This window comes from uncultured Phocaeicola sp., assembly GCF_948499155.1.
Taxonomy (GTDB): Bacteria; Bacteroidota; Bacteroidia; order Bacteroidales; family Bacteroidaceae; genus Phocaeicola; species Phocaeicola faecalis.
The window spans coordinates 53143-73728 of record NZ_CAOOSE010000003.1; the positions used below are offsets into that span (position 1 = coordinate 53143).

Genomic DNA, 20586 nt, shown 5'->3' on the forward strand with positions numbered 1-20586 from the left:
AGAAGCGGTACCGGCCGGTAATTTTGAAGAAATAGCTTCGTATCCTACTGAATAAAAGTAAAATAGGGAAATCCCTACCAACTAATAGGGATTTTCTTTGTTATGTAGTAAAACCTCGGGCTATCTTTGTACCAGAAAAAAAGGATAAAATAACAAATAAACAAGTAACGAGTATGAAAAAGATTGTATTGGCTTCGCTTATGATGGCGTGCTTGCCTTTTCTGGCAATAGCACAAAGCGTAGAAGACGACCTTTATTTCATCCCGAAGAAGAAAGCCGAAAAGAAGGAAGAGGTTAAGCAGGCGGTAAAGGTAACTGTTCCGCAGAAGCAGAATAATACCACTGTCTATGCTGCTCCCGGCTCTACGGTTGTCGTAAAGGATGTAAAAGGCAATACGCGTGATGTGGATGAGTATAACCGTCGCTATACTTCACGGGATAATACGTTCTCGATGAAGAATGATACTTTATATATCGAGGAAAAACCCTTGAATGAGAGAGGCGAGTGGGTAAATGGTTTCGAAGGTTCTCAGGATGATTATGAATATGCCATGCGTATCGTTCGTTTCAGAAATCCCCGATATGCTATTCCGGTGAGCAGCCCGCTGTATTGGGATGTGGTTTACGGATTGTCTTCTTGGGATTGGAATGTGTACGATGACGGATTGTATGCTTATGCGTTTCCTACTTACACCAACAGATTATGGTGGGATTGGCGCTTTAACTATCCTTACAGACCGAGTTGGGGATTCAGTTGGGGATGGAGCTCACCGTGGTATTACAGCAGTTGGTATCCAAATTACTGGTATGGCGGCTACTGGGGCGGCGGTTATTGGGGACATCATCCTTGGCACAACCATTATTATCCCAGCTACGGTTGGGGCGGCGGCTACTGGGGTGGCGGACATGGATGGTATGGTTCCAATGCTCATCGTCCGAGCATTCATGCCGGCAGATATAACAACAATTATAACTCGTCACGCCCGAACCGTAATAATTACGTAAACAATTATGGTCGCACTAACAGTAACTCTTATGTGGGACGCAGTGAAGGCGGACGTACCGGCGCAAGTAGTTATCGTTCGGTAGGACGCAGCGGTTCCAGCTCGGGAAGAGTGGTTTCCGGTTCGGATAAATCAAATTCAGTCCGCCCGGGAAGAACGGTGTATCGCTCTCGTACCGGAGAAAACATATCAGTCGGTCAGTCGACAGGTGTACGTAATGAGAATACGTATAGCCGTCCGGAGGCAGGAAGAGGTTCTTCCTACAATAGGCCCAGCAGCACTCGCAGCAGTGTTTCAGGCTCGTCTTCTTATCAGAGAAACGCTAACGGTACGGTAGGGCGCGGAGCATATCGCAGCAACAATAGCAACAGCTCCTCTCGCAGTAATTCTTATTCAAGGGGTAATTCTTATTCACGTGAGAATTCGACTTCCCGGGATAATACATCGACCTCCAGAAGTAATTCGTCATACCGCAGCAACAGCTCTTCGTCATCTTCACGCAGCAGCTATTCGAGCGGTGGAAGCAGTGTCTCACGCAGCTCCGGCGGTGGTGGCGGTTCTCGTTCAAGCGGTGGCGGTGGCTCTCGCAGAAGATGAGTTTGAAAATTAAACTAGACAGATGATAGAATTAAATAGACTTGGTATATGAAAAATAAAGTAATACTAACCGCTTGTGCGTTGCTGGCAATGGCAACGGCAAGCGCACAAAATGCATATGATGCCGAGCGGTTGCTCGGTAATGACTTGAACGGAACGGCTCGTTTCGTGGGTATGGGTGGTGCAATGGGTGCCTTGGGCGGAGATATGTCTGTAATGGGTACAAACCCTGCCGGTATTGGTATTTATCGCAGCAATGATGTCGCATTGTCTTTCGGTTTTAATAATACGGCGGCGAAGAGTAACTTTTATGGCATGTCAATGAAGGAAGACCGGACACGCGCTTCTTTTGACCAAATCGGTTTTGTATACAGTAATAAGATAGGTAATAATACCTCTCTGCATTTTGTGAACTTTGGGTTCAACTATCATAAGAGCAAGAATTTTAACCGCTTGTTCTCGATGGGAGGAATATTGGATAACGGTCTCTCGCAGAGTTGGCAATTGGCTGAACTGATGAACGGAGGAATGGCGGGTGTAGGAGTTACCGGTCCTGAATCGTTTCAGGATAAGATTATAAATGTCGATAATCCTTATACAAAGTTTTGGAATAAGTTGCCGGTGTTGGGAGTCTTGGGAGCCCAGACCGGTGTGGTGGACTGGCCGGCCGGTCAGGATAAGGTGATGGGTTGGAACTGTTATAGCAATAACTTCTTCAGCAAGGAGACCGGTGGCATCAATCAATATGATTTCAATGTATCTTTCAATATAGAGGACAGGGTGTATCTGGGTGCTACATTAGGAGTATATGATGTCAGCTATAATCGCTTCTCCTCTTATACGGAAGAATTGAATGATGATTTCGGCAAAGAAAACGGCGGTTATACCTTAGATAATTATTATGCTTTGGACGGAACCGGTATTGACTTGAAACTGGGTGTGATTATCCGTCCCTTCGAAAGTTCGCCTTTCCGTTTTGGCTTTGCCGTGCATACTCCCACATGGTATGATTTGAGAGAGAGCTATGATGCCACTTTATCTTCAAACATTGATTATTACGGCGAGGCATACAATCAGAATCTTGGTGATTTCTTGATTGGACGTGATTATGATTATCTGACTTATGATTATAATCTGACTACACCGTGGAAGTTCAATGTCAGTGCAGGTACTACTGTCGGAGGCCTGGTAGCCGTAGGTGCTGAATATGAATACTCGGATTATTCTTCCAGTAAATTAGAGGACGTGGATGGTTATCCGTTGGGCGACCAGTCAAGTGTGAACGATTACTTGAAAGGTGTTCACAATCTGCGTGTAGGTATGGAAGCACGTATTGTTCCAGAGTTTAGCATTCGTGCCGGATATAACTATACATCGGCTGCTTTTGCCAAGGATTCTTATAATGCGCTGGCTTTGTATAGCACACATACCGATTATAATAATACAGAGTCGAAGAATACGTTTACTTTCGGTTTAGGTTATCGTGGAAGCGTGATATATGCCGATTTAGCCTATAAATATGATATGTATAAGTCTAAGTTCTATCCTTTTGACGATGTGGAACTGAAAGCCGCACAGGTGGATAACTCACGTCATCAACTGTTGTTCACTGTAGGAGCGCGTTTTTAATGGATTTATTGTGAGTCTAATATAATTAAATTAAATGTGAATGTATCAGGAGCGAAGCATTGCTCTTGATACATTTTTTTTGTAGCGGGGATTGTGAGTTAAAGGGAAAAAGCAGTCTGTTACTTGTAACGCAAGAGTTGGGAGTTTACCGGATATATGATTGTTTTCTCGGTATTTGGTTGAAGGAGAATTATTAATATGCCACTATTTATGACTGTATTCTTTCTTTTTCCAGAAGTTGAGTCCGACATATACGCGTAGGGTTCCGAAAGTATTAGTCAGTGAAAAGTCTTCTTTCCGATAATCGTAGGTGTGCATGACCAATGCGGCACCTGCGAAGTATTTACTGTTATTATAGACGATGGAGGCACGGGTAATCAAGTCGAAATTGATATCTTTTATCCAATGGGTACGGGGCTGGGGCGTATCGTCTATCTTTGATTTCTTATAGGCGATGGCGGGAAGGAGTGAAAGGTTGGATACCCAGTTCTTGGCAAAGACCCAGTTATAACCGTAGCCCAGACAAAGGCTGTAATCCGAATATTTCACTTTCTTGAAAAGTAAAGCATTGTGTAACTGTTCCCTCATCTCGGTCGGCAGCTTATCATAATCAAAGGAAATATTATGTTGCGAGTAAGAGAATCCTGCCATTAAAGAGCCGGCGCTTTTCCTCTGGTTGGTAGACTGACTGTAGGCGGCAGGGTAAGAGAAGCGTTTGTAATTGAATATCCAGTAGGCGTTCAAACCCTTGATTTTACTTTGGAAGCTGTTGAAGTCCATATTTTTGACAGGCTCGTTTAATTGGAAACCATTGTATGAGCGTATCTTGAAATCGCTCCCGGTCTTTCTCCAATATAAGTCTACACCAAATTTAGAGCTGTAAAGGTTGAGTGCCATTTCTGTTTTTTTGGCTTTGTTTTTGTGTCCGCCAAAGATGTCTTTTACATCAAAAGAGTATCCCAAGAATATCCACCGCCAACCAAAATAAACTCCTAACTTGAAATTGGCGTTCGGTGAGAAACTTATGCTTTGTTCACCGTTATTGTTGTTGCTGCCCAATCGGTAGTATTCATACCAACTGCTGTGTTCCAACATAAATGCCAGATTATAAAGATTGGGTGAGATGAACGTGGTGTCGATGGCATTGAACTCTTTGCCCACCTTTCTGATTTTGCGGCCGGTGTGACGCACTGTGGTGGCAATGCCGTCTGTCAGATTGACAAGAACGCCTTTATTGTTTTGCACTGTCGTGTCCTTCTCTATCTCTTCTTGTGCGGAAGCACTCAGGATATAAAGAAAGAAACTGAGCAGCAAACAGATTTTTCGGGCGTTTGTCATAAATGTGATATTAAAGTTTATTTAAAATACGATCCATTACCCAGTTTGTGGGAGTAGCACTGATTCCGTCACAGGTACAGATTGCCTTTCCTTGCAGATGCTCTACCACCGCCTTGATAAGAGGGAGTTGTACGTGAGGGGGATTTTCGGGAAGGAATTCTTCACGTCCTCTTTCTGTGTGCAGAGCGATGGGTTCGTAAGTGAAGACTGAGAAACAAATCATTCCCTTGTCGCCGATGATTTCGATGCGGTCTTCTTTGGCTGATTCATGTGCCACAAAGCACCATGAGCCGGAACCGGGCAGACCGGAATCAAATTTGAAACAGGCGCTGATGGTGTCTTCTGCCTGATAAAGACCGCCACGGTTACTTTTATATCCTTCAGCTTCGAGTATGCAGCCGAACATATCTTGTAGCAAGTCTAATTGATGGGGGGCGAGGTCGTAGAAGTAGCCGCCTCCTGCAATGTCTGCCTGTACACGCCAAGGCAGGTTCGTGCTGTTATAATCGAGGTTACGCGGAGGTTGGGCAAAACGGATTTGTATGTTGATTACATTGCCGACTTCTCCGTTCTCTACCATTTGGCGTACTTTCTGAAAGTAGGGAAGATAGCGGCGGTAGTAAGCTACAAAACACGGAACACCAGTTTCTTGCGAAATGCGGTTGATGCGGGCGCAGTCTTCATAACTGGCTGCCATCGGCTTTTCAATATAGACAGGTTTTCCGGCCTTCATTGCCATGATAGCAAAGGTGGCATGGGAAGAGGGGGGCGTGGCGATATAGACGGCATTTACATCTTCATCACCAATGAGTTGCTGCACGTCGGTATACCAACGTGGAATATTGTGTCGTTTGGCATAAGATTCTGCTTTTTCTTTGTTGCGACTCATCACAGCCACTACTTGAGAGCCTTCAATCATAGCGAAGGCGGGTCCACTCTTTTTCTCGGTTACTTCACCGCAACCGATAAAACCCCATTTTACTGTTTCTAGCTTGTTCATTACTATACTATTTTCGTCATTCCTCTTGAAATGACAACAATTCAGATTGCAAATATATTAAGATTTTGCAACTTAATCCGTATAAGAAATCACTTATTATAGTATTTCTTCTGTAGTTCTCTGAATTCGGGGGTCTGTGTGTAAGTGTCGAGCCATGCATTCAAACTGTCCAGCAAGATGGGGGAATGTTTGCTTACTCCCCATGAATAGAATTGGGTGAAGCTGATGGCTGTCTCTATGTCCAGTTGCGGAAAATCATTGATGGAGGCTTGGGCTATGCTTTCGTCGCATACCGTGTAGTCTATATCTCCGTGAGCCACCATTGCCAACAGTTGTTCGGGGCCGTATTTCTCTACTTCTTGAATGTAAATGGTATCTCCGATTTCATTGCTCAGATTATGGATGCGGAGCAGGGCGGGTGAGCCTTTGACCACGTGAAGGGTTTTACGTGCCAGCTCTAATTGGCTGTGGATATACATACTGTCGTTTTCCTGTCCGGGTTTACGTTGTACCAGCACTTGCTTGTTGAGAAGGATGGGGTGGGTGAACAGCAATGAGTCTTTTGATTCGCTGGTCACTATGGTGCTGTTTGCCAGTATGTCGTATTTTCCGGTTAATATGCCTTCCTGTCTTTTTTCGAAACTCATTTCCGGAGTAATTTCAGGCGCCAGTCCTTTGCTGCGGGCAAACGCATTCAATAATTCATAATGAAAACCGCTTACGGTATCTCCGTCGGCAAAATAACTGATGGAATTATATTCTGTTACAGCCCGCAGAACTCCCGATTCGACTATAGCCTGGTAGTCTCGCGGTTCACTCTTCTCTTTCTCTTTTTTGGGGAAAAGGAGGGTATAGAGGGCGACAGCCACAATTCCTATTATGATATATTTCAAATATCTCTTCATCACTGCGGTTAGTCAAAGAAATTCCATGAGAGTCCGAACTTAATCATTTTCGGATTGACCGGATAATGGGGTGCAAGGAAGTATCTTGAACTGCCCGAACCCTGATTGATATGATACATCATTACAAAGAAACGAGTACGTTTCAAGTGCAGATTGGCATAGACATTGATGATAGGATAAGAACCGATTTCAATCTTGTCTTCGGGGTTCTGATTATAGAATTGACCGATGGCAGGAGAATAGTCCGGTGCATAATACTTGGTGAAGTAACGCACATCGGCTCCCAGTTCCAGTTGGAGCACTTTCTTGGCAAGTCCTGTTTTGATATAGAGATTGCCATACATAGATAGTTCGGGCAAAGGCAGGATATCTTGCTTGCTCGATTTCTGATAAGCTACTTCACCGTCCAGATGCAGGATGCCGAATTTAAACTTTTGCTGCAACACAGCACTTAATACCTGAATATTTCCGGTGTATTGCTCTACGGCAGCATTGTTCTTAAAGGAGAGGATTTTGCCTTCACTGTCCTTTACAGGGACACTTGTATTGGCAAGGTAGGTGTAGTTCTTGATATTCTCTACGCCGGCACGCAAAGTCGTTCCCCATTTGTCGAAACTCAATTTTCCTTCCAGTCGGGTACGCATGATTTTGGATAGGTCATCATTATTCCACCAGTAATGCTTGGAATGGAAATGCCTGAAATAGAAGACCGGATTCTGGTTCTTGATAAATGCATTGGCTTCCAGCCGAACGGTGTCGCCAAATAGAGGTATATTCAAATCTCCGTTACCTTCGATATTGAATTGTCCGGCATCTTCACCTGCGATAGCCAGCTCGCCTAAAACATTATAGTGCAGCAGTTTGCCTTGACGCTTGGACAATTGGCCTCCAATGGATAGTACGCTTTCTTTATAATGCTCCAAACGGCGTTCTTTGGGAACATCTGTCGTATCTGTCAGTGTAAAGTTGCGGTATTCGTAACTCATAAAAGCGGTAAGTCCTGCCTTGGCCCATTTGTTGAAGCCTTCGTGCAGTGATATGCCGATGGTATTTTTGATGGAAGAGCGTCGGGTCTTGTCAATAGAGTCATTACCCAAATAATTGTGTTCAAAATATTTCTGATTCTGTTCGTCATCATAAGAGATGTATTTGCGTCCGTTCAGGTCGACTTGCAACGTATGGATGAAGCTGGTGACAGGAACAAATTCCTGGATAATCCTTACAGAATCTTTAGCTACACTGTCCGTCTTTTCTTTGTGAAAGCCAAGGTTGTAGCGCTGGGTCATAAATACATGATAGCTGGTATTATGGTTCCACACTTTATTCAGGTTGGTGGGAATATCATAGGATTTGTATTCCTTTTTTCCTTCCGCCATGTCTAAAGGATTGGTGATATAGCGGTCGTCGGCGATACCGCCGTTCTCAGCCATTTTCAGGTTGTCATTGTTGAAGACAAAATGCATATTGTATTTGTCTCCCCGATAGCTGGCAAACAGTCCCCCATTAAAGAATGCTGTAGACTGGCTGGCGTAGAGACCGCGTCCGTAAAGATAATCGATATAAAAACCGATACCGAATCGCTTGTTGGCATTGATGGCGAAGTAAGACTTGAAACGCTCTTCACCGTTACGGCTGTCGAAAGTCTTGTAATAGCTCAGATTGGTAAAGGGGGAAAGCGTATTGGTAAATATGATGTCTTCCGGACGGAGCACGGTAAGGTCATAAGGGTCGGTAAAAAAGAACTGGCTGGCATCCCGGCGGTCGAAAAAAAGACGTGACAGGCGGGGAGAACCTAAGTTACCCAGATAATTATATTGTCCGGTCATGCCTCCGGTGTCGTTTGTATTTTGGAAAGCGTGCGTCAGGGTATCCACCGGCACGACGGTCACATTACCGAAGCGGCTGTCTATTTTCCATGAATATAGTCCGATGGGAATGGTGTTTGCATCGACTACGGCAGTTGTATCTATGGGGTTTCCATTACGGTCGCGCTGCCCCATGCTTAATCCGCTGGCAGAAGAACCGAAGTTATTATTCAGTGTGTTTTGTGCTTGCAACACCACTTGGCTGCACAAAAACATTAATAGAATGAGTGAGAATATTCTTTTCATAACGCCCGCAAAGATACAATATAAAAATAAAAGGAAGAGCTTTTCCACTGTGGAAAGTTCTTCCTTTTATTATTCGTTTAGAGTTATTTTAACTTACTGAGGCTTAATAATCTCCATTCCGATGTGAATTGCTTCTTCGTTTACGGGGATAAGGTGGTGGTGGCGTTCGGGCAATGTCTTGCGTAACGCTTTCAGTACACTTTCAATGGCTACCACCGGACGCAGTTTCAATAATCCTCCCAAAACAATCATATTGAATGTTTTGGCAATGCCGCGTTCATTGGCTGCATCCATAGCATCGATGCGGTAAATTTGAATGTCTTTGCGGGTCGGCGGTTCAATAATGCCATATCCGTCGTAAATCAGAATACCTCCCGGTTTTACCTTGTTTTCAAACTTAGCCAGTGAAGGCTGGTTCAGTATGATGGCCGTATCATATTGGCTGAGAATGGGAGAGGAGATGCGTTCATCGCTGACGATAACTGTAACGTTGGCGGTTCCTCCTCGTTGTTCGGGGCCGTATGCCGGCATCCAGGTCACTTCCTTGTCTTCCATCAGTCCCGAGTAAGCCAGTATCTTACCCATTGACAATACGCCCTGACCGCCAAATCCTGCTATAATTATTTCCTGTTTCATCACTTCTGTTTTTTTATTCTTTATCTTTCAAATCGCCTAACGGATAGAAGGGGAACATGTGTTCCACCATCCACTCATTGGATGCCTGAGGTGTCATCTTCCAGCCTGAGTTACAGGTGGAAACAATTTCTACCAGATTGGAACCTTTTCCGTTCATCGAGTTCTCGAAAGCTTTGCGGATGGCTTTCTTTGCCTTGCGGATAGCGGCAACTGTATGAACAGCCTGACGGGTGACGTAGGCTGTACCCTCCAGCGTGGCGGCTATTTCGGTCATCTTCAACGGATAACCGTGGATGGTTACGTCGCGGCCGTAAGGACAGGTAGCGGTTTTCATACCGATTAGTGTGGTTGGAGCCATCTGGCCGCCGGTCATACCGTAAATGGCATTATTGATAAAGATGATGGTAATGTTTTCTCCTCTGTTTAGCGCATGGATGGTTTCGGCAGTACCGATACATGCCAAGTCACCGTCACCTTGATAAGTGAATACCAGACGGTCGGGCCATAAACGCTTCACGGCTGTGGCAACGGCAGGTGCACGTCCGTGGGCAGCTTCCTGCCAGTCGATGTCCAGATAGTTATATGCAAATACGGCACATCCCACCGGCGATATGCCGACGGTTTTGTCTTCCATGCCCATTTCTTCGATTACTTCGGCTATCAGCTTATGAACCACACCGTGGCTGCATCCGGGACAGTAGTGCATCGGATTGTCGTTCATCAGCGTTGGTTTTTTGTAAACCAGGTTTTCGGGTTTTATGATTTCTTCTTTTGTCATATTTTCTCCTCCTATCGCTTAACACATGAACCGTAAAAAGAACTCTATCAGCTTGGTAAAGATAGCTGCGGCGCAAACATAGATGAATATTTTAAAGTCACTGACAAAGAAGTAGGTAAGAACGGCTGCCAGTGCCAATACCATAAATATGATATTCAATATGTTTCTAATCAGATTCGTGTTCATACGGTTATTATTTAATAATTTTTTCTTTGAGTGCGGCAACTACTTCATCCGGGTCGGGAACGATACCTCCCAAACGTCCGAAGTATTCGACGGGCACTTTACATTCTACAGCCAGACGGACGTCTTCCACCATTTGTCCGGCATTCAGTTCTACGGTGAGGATACCTTTTACCTGGCGGCTGCGTTCGGCAATTGCTTTAGATGGGAACGGCCACAATGTAATAGGACGGAGCAAGCCGACTTTGATGCCTTCTGCACGTGCTTCCTCCATTGCTTTTTGAGCAATGCGGGCACATGAGCCGAAAGCGACAATTAAATATTCGGCATCGTCGCAATGAATTTCTTCATAGCGCACTTCTTTTTCTTCTATTTCGGCATATTTCTGCTGAAGATGGATGTTGCGCTTTTCCATTTCGGCAGGGTCCAATTCTAATGAAGTCACAATGTTGGGACCGCGATGCTTGAGTCTGCCGAAGGTTGCCCATGGACAACGTGCCATGACTTCTTCGTCAGTGAGGCGCGGACGCTGTTCGGGTAATACCACTTTTTCCATCATTTGTCCGATAACACCATCTGCCAGAATGATGGCAGGATTGCGGTATTTAAATGCCAAATCGAAAGCAAGTCCTACAAAATCAGCCATTTCTTGAACTGATGCCGGTGCGAGGGCTATTAAGCGATAGTCACCGTGTCCTCCACCTTTTACAGTTTGAAAGTAGTCTGCTTGACTGGGCTGGATAGTACCCAGACCGGGACCTCCACGCATGACATTTACAATTAAACAAGGAAGCTCGGCTCCTGCGATGTATGAAATGCCTTCTTGTTTCAAGCTCACACCGGGGCTTGAAGAAGAGGTCATAACCATTTTTCCGCTGGCTGCACCTCCGTATACCATGTTGATAGCTGCTACTTCGCTTTCGGCCTGAAGCACTACCATTCCGGTAGTTTCCCATGGCTTTTCATCGGCAAGAGTTTCCAATATTTCCGATTGGGGGGTGATGGGATAGCCGAAATAACCGTCTACTCCAAAGCGGATGGCGGCATGGGCTATGGCTTCATTTCCCTTCATTAAAACGACTTCTTCTGCCATATGTTTCTTATTTTTTATTGTTGTTTTACTTTATATACACTGATGCATCCATCGGGACACACTGTAGCACAAGACGCGCAGCCGTTGCAAGTATCTTCCAATACTTGTTGAGCAAACGTATATCCTTTCTTATTCACTTCTTTGGCGGTGAGCGATATTACATGTAGCGGACACGCCACCACACAGAGATTGCAGCCTTTGCAACGCTCTGTGTCGACCACAATTGCACCTTTAATTTTTGCCATAGGGGTTAGTTATTATTGATTATACATGTCTTTGTTATAGAAATTAAGAATATCCATCAGCATGGTATGGGCCTGGACTGCCGGACTTTTGGGATTTTGTTCGATGGCTTCCAGATAGTTGTTCAGAGCTTGTTGCCAGTCACCTTTTTTGCGATAGGCATTGCCCAGCAAATAATAGGCTTCATCTTTAGAACCCTGATGGTTTCCGATGAAATTAGTTAGCGCGTCAATCGCTGTATCTGTTTCTCCTTGTTCTATAAGTTTCTTTATGTCTGATAATTGCTCTGCCATTGCTTATGGTAATAATCTTGTTGCATACAAAGATACTCTTTATTTGTAACTAACAGGAAGTTTAAAGTGGAAAAAACGAGCTTTCTGCTAAATTCATTTAAAACTTTATGTCCGCGAGGCAGGTGAAAATGTCCTTTTGTTTTTCCTAATGATTTGATTATGATAGAAATAGTTTCAAATGAAACCATTAAAAATCGGCTCTGTTATTTATTCTTAAAGAGAACAATCGTCCCACGACTGTGAAGGGAATCCTCTCAGGGTCGTGGGACGATAGAGCAGTCGGCACGGTATGTCCGGCTGTTTTTGTTTCGGCGGACTTTATTTTATGATTTCACCAACATACATATTGTATGTTTTCTGTCCGTCGTTGTTTGGATTCATTTTTTTCGCTTCTTCGCCAGTGATGTTCTGTTGCATCAGTTTTTTACACTTGACCACTACGCACGGTTCATTGTTGCCTTGCATGTAGAAAGAAACCGTATAGTTGTCGCTTTGTGACAGAAGCATATTTCCCATTGTTTTCTGTGTGTCAATCAGACAAAACGCTACGTCTTTGCCGAATAGCTTTCCAAATCCGCCCCAACATTCTTTGCCGATTTCGAATTGTTCGTCGTTGCCTGCGGTGATGGTCATACGGACAGAGGCTTGTATTTGTGCATCAACGTTTTGGGCTGTTGGTGCAATTGGAGCAGTCGGTGCAACAGGGGCTGTTGGTGCAACCGGAGCTGTAGGCTGCGTATTGGCAGTGTTGGATTGTGTCACAGTTACGCCCGGAGTAGCCATGGTTACGGCCGGAGTCGGTGCAACGGGAGCCGGCTGTAATCCCAAAGCAATCATTCTGTTGCCTAATGATGACTGGATGGATTTGAACAGTTCATCTTTCAGGTCAATTGTTTTTCTTCTGAATTTGCCGCAAATGGGGGCCAGCTTAGTCTTTGACTTGTTGAGTGCCATATCGTCGGTAATCCATTCTTCGGCAGTATATTTCTCGCCGCCGTCACGAGCTTCATCGTACCAGTAGCGGATACGTGTCATTTCCAAATCGCATTTGCCCGGTTTGCAGGTCATAAGAAATTGGTAATAAATGCGTGTTCTGTCTAATGACAATGCTGAGGAGGTGAATACAAGGTATTCTTCTCCACCGGCTGCTATTGTACCTTCTTCTTTATTGGTATAAAGAACACGTGCGTTGAGTTTGCCATCAGGTTTGAAGTATGTATTGGCCCAGTCAAGCAATGCGTCATACAGTTGTTCTTGCGAGAGGGCAGGAACTTGCATTTCTGTGGTAAAAGAAACTTTTCCATCGACAACGGGAATAGCTCCCGCCAAATATTTCTCATCGGTTTGTGCCTTGGCAAATAGTGGCAGACAGATAAGTACTGAAAGTAGAAACTTCTTCATAGTAATAATATTAATTGTTTTAATAGTAAGCAAAGATAGAAATAAAAAAAAAGAGAAGCTATAAAGCCTCTCTTTTTTTACTTTTATTATTATAGCTTGAAATCTACTTCACAGGTATCTTGTCGATACGTTTCTGATGACGCCCGCCTTCGAAATCGGTTGAGAAGAATTCGTTCATGATTTTGTCTGCCATTTCATGGTCAATGAAACGCCCCGGCATTACCAAAACGTTGGCATCATTATGCTGACGTGCCAGATGAGCAATTTCGGGCATCCAGCACAATGCGGCACGAATGCCCTGATGTTTGTTCAGGGTCATGCTGATACCTTCACCGCTACCGCAGATGGCAATACCCGGATAACATTCTCCGGCTTCGACTGCCAGTGCCAATGGGTGTGCAAAATCAGGGTAGTCACAACTGTCTGTGCTGTGGGTACCAAAATCTTCAAACGGATAGTTCTTGGCTTTCAGCCAAGACTTTACATACTCTTTCAATTCAAATCCGGCGTGGTCGGATGCCAAACCTATTTTTTTCATGCCAGCATTTCTTTTACCTGGTTATACACATTCTGTGCCGTGAAGCCCAGTTTTTCATCCAATACTTTATAAGGAGCAGAGAATCCGAATGATTCCAATCCCCATATTTTGCCATTTGCACCTACCAGACCTTGAAGATTGACGGGCAGGCCGGCTGTCAGACCGAATACTTTGGCATCGGCAGGGATAACACTGTTTTGATATTCTTTGCTCTGATTGCGGAACAGACCTTCTGACGGTACTGAGACAATGCGTACTTTGACACCGTCTTTGCGGAGCAGTTCTGCACCTGCCACTAAAGTGGATACTTCGGAGCCGGAAGCTACAAGAACTACGTCGGGGTCAGCATCCGAACCTGCAACAATGTAAGCACCTTTTTCTACTTGGCTGTAGTTGTTGCCTGCGGGCAGGTTGTTGATATTCTGACGAGAGAAAATCAAAGCAGTCGGAGTAGAGGTGTTCTCCATTGCCAGTTTCCATGCAACGGTGGCTTCTTCTACATCGGCCGGACGGAGTACCAACATGGAGTTGTGTCCTTTGTGGTTCTTCAGTTTTTCCATCAGACGGATTTGTGCTTCTTGTTCTACCGGTTCGTGAGTAGGACCGTCTTCACCTACACGGAAAGCATCGTGTGACCAAATGAACTTAATGGGAAGTTCCATTAGGGCTGCCATACGGATAGCCGGTTTCATGTAGTCTGAGAAGACAAAGAAAGTGGCACATGCAGCGATGATACCACCGTGCAAAACCATACCCAGACAGCAACATGCCATGGTCAGTTCGGATACGCCTGCTTGCAAGAAGGCACCGCTGAAATCACCATAAGTGAATGCATGGGTTTTCTTCAGGAATCCGTCTGTTTTGTCGGAGTTGGACAAATCGGCAGAAGATACAATCATGTTTTCTACTTCGGTAGCCAATACTCCTAGAACAGTTGCTGATGCGGCACGGGTGGCGGCATTGGCTTTCTGTTCGATAGCGTTCCAATCGATTTGGGGAGTCTTACCCGAGAACCAGAAGTTCATTTTGGCTGCCAGTTCGGGGTTTGCCTTTGTCCATTCGGCCTTGTATGCATATCTTTCGGCTACGATTTTTTTCAGTTCTTCTTTGCGTTTAGCATAGAGCTCTTCCACTTCTGTAAAAATCTGAAATGGATTTTCGAGGTCACCACCCAGATTCTTGATGGTGTTGATATATGCGTCGCCACCCAAAGGAGCACCGTGGGTACCGCAGTTGCGTTCATAGCTTGAATTATCCGCTTTGCGTGCGCCTTTTCCCATCACGGTTTTACCGATAATCAATGTCGGTTTGCCGGTTACGGTTTTGGCTTCGGTCAGTGCGGCACGAATGGCATCAGGGTCATTGCCGTCGATAGTCATTACTTTCCAGTGCCATGCTTCGTATTTCTTGGCGACATCTTCGCTGGTAACCGCATTCGTTTCGGTAGAAAGCTGAATGTCGTTTGAATCATAGAACATAATGAGATTATCCAAGCCCAAGTGACCAGCCAAACGACCTGCTCCCTGAGAAATTTCTTCCTGGATACCCCCATCTGAGATGTAAGCATATATAGTCTGATTCATCACGTCTCCCAAACGGGCTTTCAGGAACTTGGCTGCGATGGCTGCACCTACCGCAAATGTATGTCCCTGTCCCAAAGGACCGGATGTGTTCTCAATACCGCGCATGATGTTCACTTCGGGATGGCCCGGAGTGGGGCTTCCCCATTGGCGGAATTCTTTTAGTTCGTCTATGGTGAACTTGCCACTCATTGCTAATACGGAGTAAAGCATCGGTGACATGTGCCCCGGGTCGAGGAAGAAGCGGTCACGACCTTCCCAACACGGATTTTCCGGGTCATATACTAAGAACTCTGAAAAGAGTACGTTTATGAAATCAGCGCCACCCATGGCACCGCCGGGGTGACCGGAATTGGCTTTCTCTACCATCGCTGCGGCTAAAATACGGATATTATCGGCTGCGCGATTCATTAGTTTCTTATCATTCATAGCGTAAAATGTTATTTATGGTGCAAAGATAATTAAATCTTTGATAATGTCATTCCTAACTCTATGAAGAATATTCTATAGAATATATTTTCATCTTTCGGTCTAACAAACTGGTATGGTTTATGGTTTGTTTTATTTATAAAAGTTCCAGCAATTGTTTTTTTACTGTATCTACTCCCGGGAAGCCGGTAAACTTATTTTTGATGCTTCCTTCTTTATCAATAATCATATAAGTGGGCACTCCCTGAATGCTGAATTGTTTGTTGATGTAAGCCCATTGTGCATTGGTGAGGCGATAATGCTCTCCATGAATGTCGGAAATCATGTTTTCCCATGTTTCTTTTGGCGAGTTTTCACCGGCAATGAATAAATATACTATGTCTTTGCCTGCCAATTCTTCTTTCATTGGCTTCATATTTTTCATTGCCATTTGGCAGGGGCCGCACCAGGTTGCCCAGAAATCTACCAGCACGACTTTTCCTCTGAACTTGGAGATGATGGATGCGAATAAATCTTCATTTGCTACCTCACCGGTTTCGTTGACGGTGAACCCTGTTTTCTTTTTGTTGGCTTCAATCGTTTCTATCAGCTTATTGTTCATCGAAGTCAGTTTTTCCAGATAGTAAGGGTTTTCCATCTGGCGAATTTCCTGAAAATCGGTTTCTGTCAACGGTCGGAAGTCGGTGATTTTTTCGGCATATTTCATTGCTTTGCGTATATCAAAGAAAAATCCTTTATCAGTACCCATATAGTTGGTCACTACTTTCATGCCGGCTTCTTGTACTTTCTTGCTGTATTCCATGAACAGCGGGTCATATTTCTTTCTCAAATCCTGCATCTTTTCGGCTAATGCTTTGGCACTTTTTCCTGCATCAATACTGTCTTTATATGCTTTGATGACTGCTGCATCTTCGGCCGAAGTCCGGTCTGACGAACTAACATAGCTGAATATGTCTTTCATATTGCCGTCCAATGGAACGCGTATTTCATAGCCTAAATATTTTAGCATTCTGGAATAGCCGTTGCAGTAAAGCATCTCATTGCTGTTCATTGCTCCTATGGTTCTTATATAGTCATAATAGTCGGCTGGCAAATCGGGGGCCTTATAGCTCTTGTATGCTTCTCTTTCGGGTAGCCCACTATAATATATATGTGCATTCATCAAATTTGAGTCGATGCTGTTAAGTGCTGCGATGCATTGGTATTTATTGTCTATCAGTAACAGTTGACGGGATGCATTGTCCAGTTCTTTAGCGTTTTGTATGGTTGAATTTCTGTCTTGGTATTTATTCAGGCAATAGGCTTTATATTCTTCCGCCGACATATTATATACATCTTTCAGAAAATCTTTTCCTTTCCATTCGGTTGCCCATTTGCTGTTCAGGGTTTTGTTGAGTTGCGCCATTGTACCTGAGAAATACAGCTTTTCTCCTTCCTGTTGGTTTTGTTTCAGCAATTTGCTTTGCGAACGGCTGATTTCCCGTAAGTTAATGACAACTTTTGTTTCTTCTCCGGGAGCCACAAATAGTGTGCTTATTTTCTCCCTTCCCATCACTAAATCAAGGCTGGTCGGAGCGGAGAGATCGATTACTGTACAGAAGCTGCCGTCTTCTTTGATTTCGATGGGTATTTCGCTTTCATTACCGGTCAATAACTCACAAAGGTAGGCATTCAAGTTGAGTTGATAGTTTGGTTTATAGTCCAGAAGTTTTCCACTTAGTGTAGCCTTTCCCATTGTCAATTGAGGAGTGGGTAATGTTTCTATAGCGTTCGTTTTTTGTGTTACCTCTTCCGGCAACACTAATTCAGGCAATTTCCCATTTAAAGGAATGCCCCATACTTTGTAGCAATCTTCGCAGTCACTTTCTATAAAGTCTATGGTCTTTACGGTAGCCGGCAGGGTAGGGAATATCAGACTGAAAGTAGCCTCACCGCTGTCGGGCATCCAGAATTCTTTGTCGAGGGTAATGCCGTTGCCCGACCGGATGGGAAATTTTTCACCGTTATCAGCCAGCAGATAACTTTCTCCACTGATTCGAATCCAGTAGTGAGGACGATAATAGGCTTTGATGTCCAGAACGGTAGCGGTGTCAGAGAGGGTGATTTGGTTGATTTCTACTGTAGATGTGTTACGGGCGATGAACGGAGGCTGGTTCACTTTACGTTCTTGGGCTTGTATGGAGCATAAGGTTCCCAGAGCTAACAATAATGTGCATAATGTTTTCATGATATAGTTTTGTTTTAGAAAAAAGCCGCCATTAATTTTCATTGTTCAATGGCGGCTAATTTAAGTTTATTTTGACTTTTGTGTCAAGTTCACATATCCGTGAATTTAGATTAATTTACGAGAACCGTCGCTGATAACTACATCGTAAACTTTCGGGCTGCGACCGAATTTTTCTTTGAATCTTTCTTTTGCGGTAGTGATGAATGTTTCATAAAGTTCATTCTTCACTAAGTTGATAGTACATCCGCCAAAGCCACCGCCCATCACACGTGAGCCGGTAACACCGCAATCGAATGCGATATCATTTAAGAAGTCAAGTTCTTCGCAGCTAACTTCATATAATTTGCTCATGCCATTGTGTGTTTCGTACATTTTCTGGCCGACAGTTTCGTAATCACCTCTTTCCAATGCGTCACAAACATCAAGTACACGTTGGATTTCTTCGATTACATATTCTGCACGCATGTAGTCTTCTTCGCTGATGTCAGCTTTAGCTTCCTGCAACATTTCCATTGTACAGTCACGCAAGAATTCTACGTGCGGATGCTTCTTTTGGATAGCAGCAACAGCTGCTTCACAGCTTTGACGGCGTTTGTTGTATGCAGATGATGCCAATTCGTGTTTGACTACAGAGTCTACCAATACCAAACGGTATCCTTCCGGCTTGAATGGGAAATATTGGTATTCCAATGAACGGCAATCCAAACGAATTAAACTGCCTGCTTTACCGAATACAGAAGCAAACTGGTCCATGATACCGCAGTTTACACCACAATAATTATGTTCAGTTGCCTGACCTATTTTAGCCAATTCGAATTTATCTATTTTGTTGTCGCCAAACAAATCATTGATGGCAAAAGCATAGGTACTTTCCAATGCAGCTGATGAAGACATACCGGCACCCAAGGGCACATCACCCGCAAATGCAGTATCAAAGCCTTTTACGTTTACGCCACGCTTAATCATTTCACGGCAAACTCCGAAGATATATCTTGCCCAACTAGCTTTAGGGGCATCTTCTTCGTTTAAACCGAATTCTACATAGTCTTTCAGGTCGATAGAGTAAGCGCGTACTTTATCTGTTCCGTTAGGTTTGATTTCAGCAATCATGCCTTTATCTACAGCACCCGGAAATACGAAACCACCGTTATAATCGGTATGTTCACCAATGAGGTTGATACGGCCGGGTGAAGCATATACTGAACCTGTTGTGCCATCAAAATGCTTGATGAAGCGACTTCTTACATATTCTATGTCCATGATAATTCTATAATTTAAAGGTTAATATATCGCATTTATTATTATTCTGCTTCTCTTCTTGTAACCTTGCTGCCGATAAGAGCGTAGAACAGCAGGTAGACAGCGCAAGCTACTACACACCAGAAGCTCTGAATATAGCCTACGAGGTCGGCAACGGTGGCTTGGATAAACATCATCACAGCACAACCGAATACCATTGTCATAAAGATACCGGAAGCGATGGCTGTGTACTTGCCAAGACCTTCAACTGCCATATTGAAAATAGCTCCCCACATTACTGAAGTACAAAGACCTACCAGTAGGAATGAGAAGATGCCCAGAGGAATTTCTTCCCAAATAATTTGGAGGGTACCCCAATTCACACCGGGGAAAGCTACTTTGATGGAAGGTGCAAACATACCGAATAAAACAAGAATGATAGTAGCTGATGATACAACGGTAATCATGGTACGGCTTGATACTTTTTCACCGATGCTGGCGCCTACGAAGCGGCCAATCAGCATCATGAACCAATAAACTGCCACAATCATACCTACCGTACTGGCGGGGAGTCCGTAGTCACTAATAAGGTACTGTTGTACAAAGTTAGGTACACCTACTTCGATACCCATATATACGAAAATACCCAAAGTACCCAGTGCAAAGTGACGGTAGCTCATTGCGCCTTTGATAAGGTCGAGCTGCACGGGAGCTTGTTTGGGTTCTTCAATTTTAGTAAATGAGATAACGATGAAAGCCACTACAAAAATAGCAAGTGCAATCATCAAGGCAGGTGTTGCATCAGAAATCTTGGCTTTTGCAGCATCACCGATGAGGGCACCCATCAGGATATAACAAGCTACAGCTGCGGTAGAATTGAATACACCACCAATCTGAATCAGCTGGTTACCGCTGTTACCACCACCTCCAAGGAGATTCAGCATAGGGTTAACCACGCAGTTAAGGATACACATACACAGACCGGCGATGAAAGCACCAATCAGGTAAACAGTAAATACGAGACCGAGATTATTGTCCACATCCATCAGACCGCTAATCCATTGGATAAGGATACCTATACTACCTACGACAAGACCGATAAGAGCTGTTCTCTTATAGCCATACTTGGAGATAAGCATACCGGCGGGGATACCCATTACGAGGTAAGCGATAAAGTTACCATAGTTACCAATCTGTGCAAGCACATTCGAAATTGGTCCCTGGTTTTTGATAATTGTTGCCATAGGTGTACACAAGTTAGTCACGAAGGCAATCATTGCAAAAAGGGCAATCATGATGATGATAGCACCCCATTGTTTTGTTTTTTGAGCCATTGTTAGATCGTTCTTTATGTTTATTTTT

Annotated in this window: 18 protein-coding genes; 2 read left to right on the plus strand and 16 right to left on the minus strand. The window is 44.2% G+C overall.

Going from position 1 to position 20586, the window contains the following annotated elements:
* The first annotated feature begins 173 nt into the window (after nt 1-173).
* Together QYT14_RS03505 and QYT14_RS03510 are read left to right on the plus strand one after the other, a co-directional pair.
* Nucleotides 174-1601 carry a hypothetical protein gene (locus QYT14_RS03505; protein WP_288325196.1) on the plus strand — a complete coding sequence of 476 codons (1428 nt, stop codon included), beginning with the start codon at nt 174-176 and terminating at the stop codon, nt 1599-1601.
* Nucleotides 1602-1649: 48 nt separating this feature from the next.
* On the plus strand, nt 1650-3230 hold the full coding sequence (locus QYT14_RS03510; RefSeq protein WP_288325195.1) for a hypothetical protein: 1581 nt from the start codon (nt 1650-1652) through the stop codon (nt 3228-3230).
* Nucleotides 3231-3434: 204 nt separating this feature from the next.
* Here the strand turns inward: QYT14_RS03510 and QYT14_RS03515 are convergent, their stop codons facing one another.
* The 16 genes from QYT14_RS03515 to QYT14_RS03590 form a co-directional block, all read right to left on the minus strand.
* Nucleotides 3435-4568, minus strand: coding sequence for a DUF4421 domain-containing protein (locus QYT14_RS03515; RefSeq protein WP_288325194.1), 1134 nt, complete (start codon nt 4566-4568; stop codon nt 3435-3437).
* 10 nt (nt 4569-4578) lie between these two features.
* A complete protein-coding gene (locus tag QYT14_RS03520) occupies nt 4579-5568 on the minus strand; it encodes a Gfo/Idh/MocA family oxidoreductase (protein WP_237038346.1) in 990 nt (329 codons plus the stop codon).
* An 89-nt stretch (nt 5569-5657) separates the two neighbouring features.
* Nucleotides 5658-6473: a transporter substrate-binding domain-containing protein gene (locus QYT14_RS03525; RefSeq protein ID WP_288325192.1), complete on the minus strand. Its 816-nt coding sequence runs from the start codon at nt 6471-6473 to the stop codon at nt 5658-5660.
* An 8-nt stretch (nt 6474-6481) separates the two neighbouring features.
* Nucleotides 6482-8584 (minus strand): putative porin, encoded by a 2103-nt coding sequence (locus tag QYT14_RS03530; RefSeq protein WP_237038345.1) that lies wholly within the window; start codon nt 8582-8584, stop codon nt 6482-6484.
* Between the two features lie 93 nt (nt 8585-8677).
* A complete protein-coding gene (locus tag QYT14_RS03535) occupies nt 8678-9220 on the minus strand; it encodes a 2-oxoacid:acceptor oxidoreductase family protein (RefSeq protein ID WP_237038344.1) in 543 nt (180 codons plus the stop codon).
* Nucleotides 9221-9233: 13 nt separating this feature from the next.
* A complete protein-coding gene (locus QYT14_RS03540; RefSeq protein WP_237038343.1) occupies nt 9234-9998 on the minus strand; it encodes a thiamine pyrophosphate-dependent enzyme in 765 nt (254 codons plus the stop codon).
* A gap of 18 nt (nt 9999-10016) precedes the next feature.
* A complete protein-coding gene (locus tag QYT14_RS03545; protein ID WP_237038342.1) occupies nt 10017-10184 on the minus strand; it encodes a hypothetical protein in 168 nt (55 codons plus the stop codon).
* 7 nt (nt 10185-10191) lie between these two features.
* Complete coding sequence (locus QYT14_RS03550; protein WP_237038341.1) at nt 10192-11274, minus strand: 3-methyl-2-oxobutanoate dehydrogenase subunit VorB; 1083 nt, start codon at nt 11272-11274, stop codon at nt 10192-10194.
* 14 nt (nt 11275-11288) lie between these two features.
* Nucleotides 11289-11519 (minus strand): ferredoxin family protein, encoded by a 231-nt coding sequence (locus QYT14_RS03555; RefSeq protein WP_005936330.1) that lies wholly within the window; start codon nt 11517-11519, stop codon nt 11289-11291.
* Between the two features lie 12 nt (nt 11520-11531).
* Entirely contained in the window at nt 11532-11810 is a 279-nt protein-coding gene (locus QYT14_RS03560) for a tetratricopeptide repeat protein (RefSeq protein ID WP_237038340.1), read from the minus strand.
* 318 nt (nt 11811-12128) lie between these two features.
* Nucleotides 12129-13211, minus strand: coding sequence for a DUF4468 domain-containing protein (locus QYT14_RS03565; protein WP_288325191.1), 1083 nt, complete (start codon nt 13209-13211; stop codon nt 12129-12131).
* Between the two features lie 103 nt (nt 13212-13314).
* Nucleotides 13315-13749, minus strand: coding sequence for a ribose 5-phosphate isomerase B (gene rpiB / locus QYT14_RS03570; protein ID WP_237038338.1), 435 nt, complete (start codon nt 13747-13749; stop codon nt 13315-13317).
* Complete coding sequence (locus QYT14_RS03575) at nt 13746-15758, minus strand: transketolase (protein ID WP_288325190.1); 2013 nt, start codon at nt 15756-15758, stop codon at nt 13746-13748. Before QYT14_RS03575 ends, rpiB begins: the two co-directional genes overlap by 4 nt.
* 136 nt (nt 15759-15894) lie before the next feature.
* Nucleotides 15895-17985, minus strand: a complete 2091-nt coding sequence (locus QYT14_RS03580) for a TlpA disulfide reductase family protein (protein ID WP_288325188.1) — start codon at nt 17983-17985, stop codon at nt 15895-15897.
* 105 nt (nt 17986-18090) lie between these two features.
* Nucleotides 18091-19245, minus strand: a complete 1155-nt coding sequence (gene galK / locus QYT14_RS03585; RefSeq protein ID WP_237038335.1) for a galactokinase — start codon at nt 19243-19245, stop codon at nt 18091-18093.
* A 41-nt stretch (nt 19246-19286) separates the two neighbouring features.
* Nucleotides 19287-20558, minus strand: a complete 1272-nt coding sequence (locus tag QYT14_RS03590) for an MFS transporter (RefSeq protein ID WP_237038334.1) — start codon at nt 20556-20558, stop codon at nt 19287-19289.
* Nucleotides 20559-20586 lie beyond the last annotated feature (28 nt).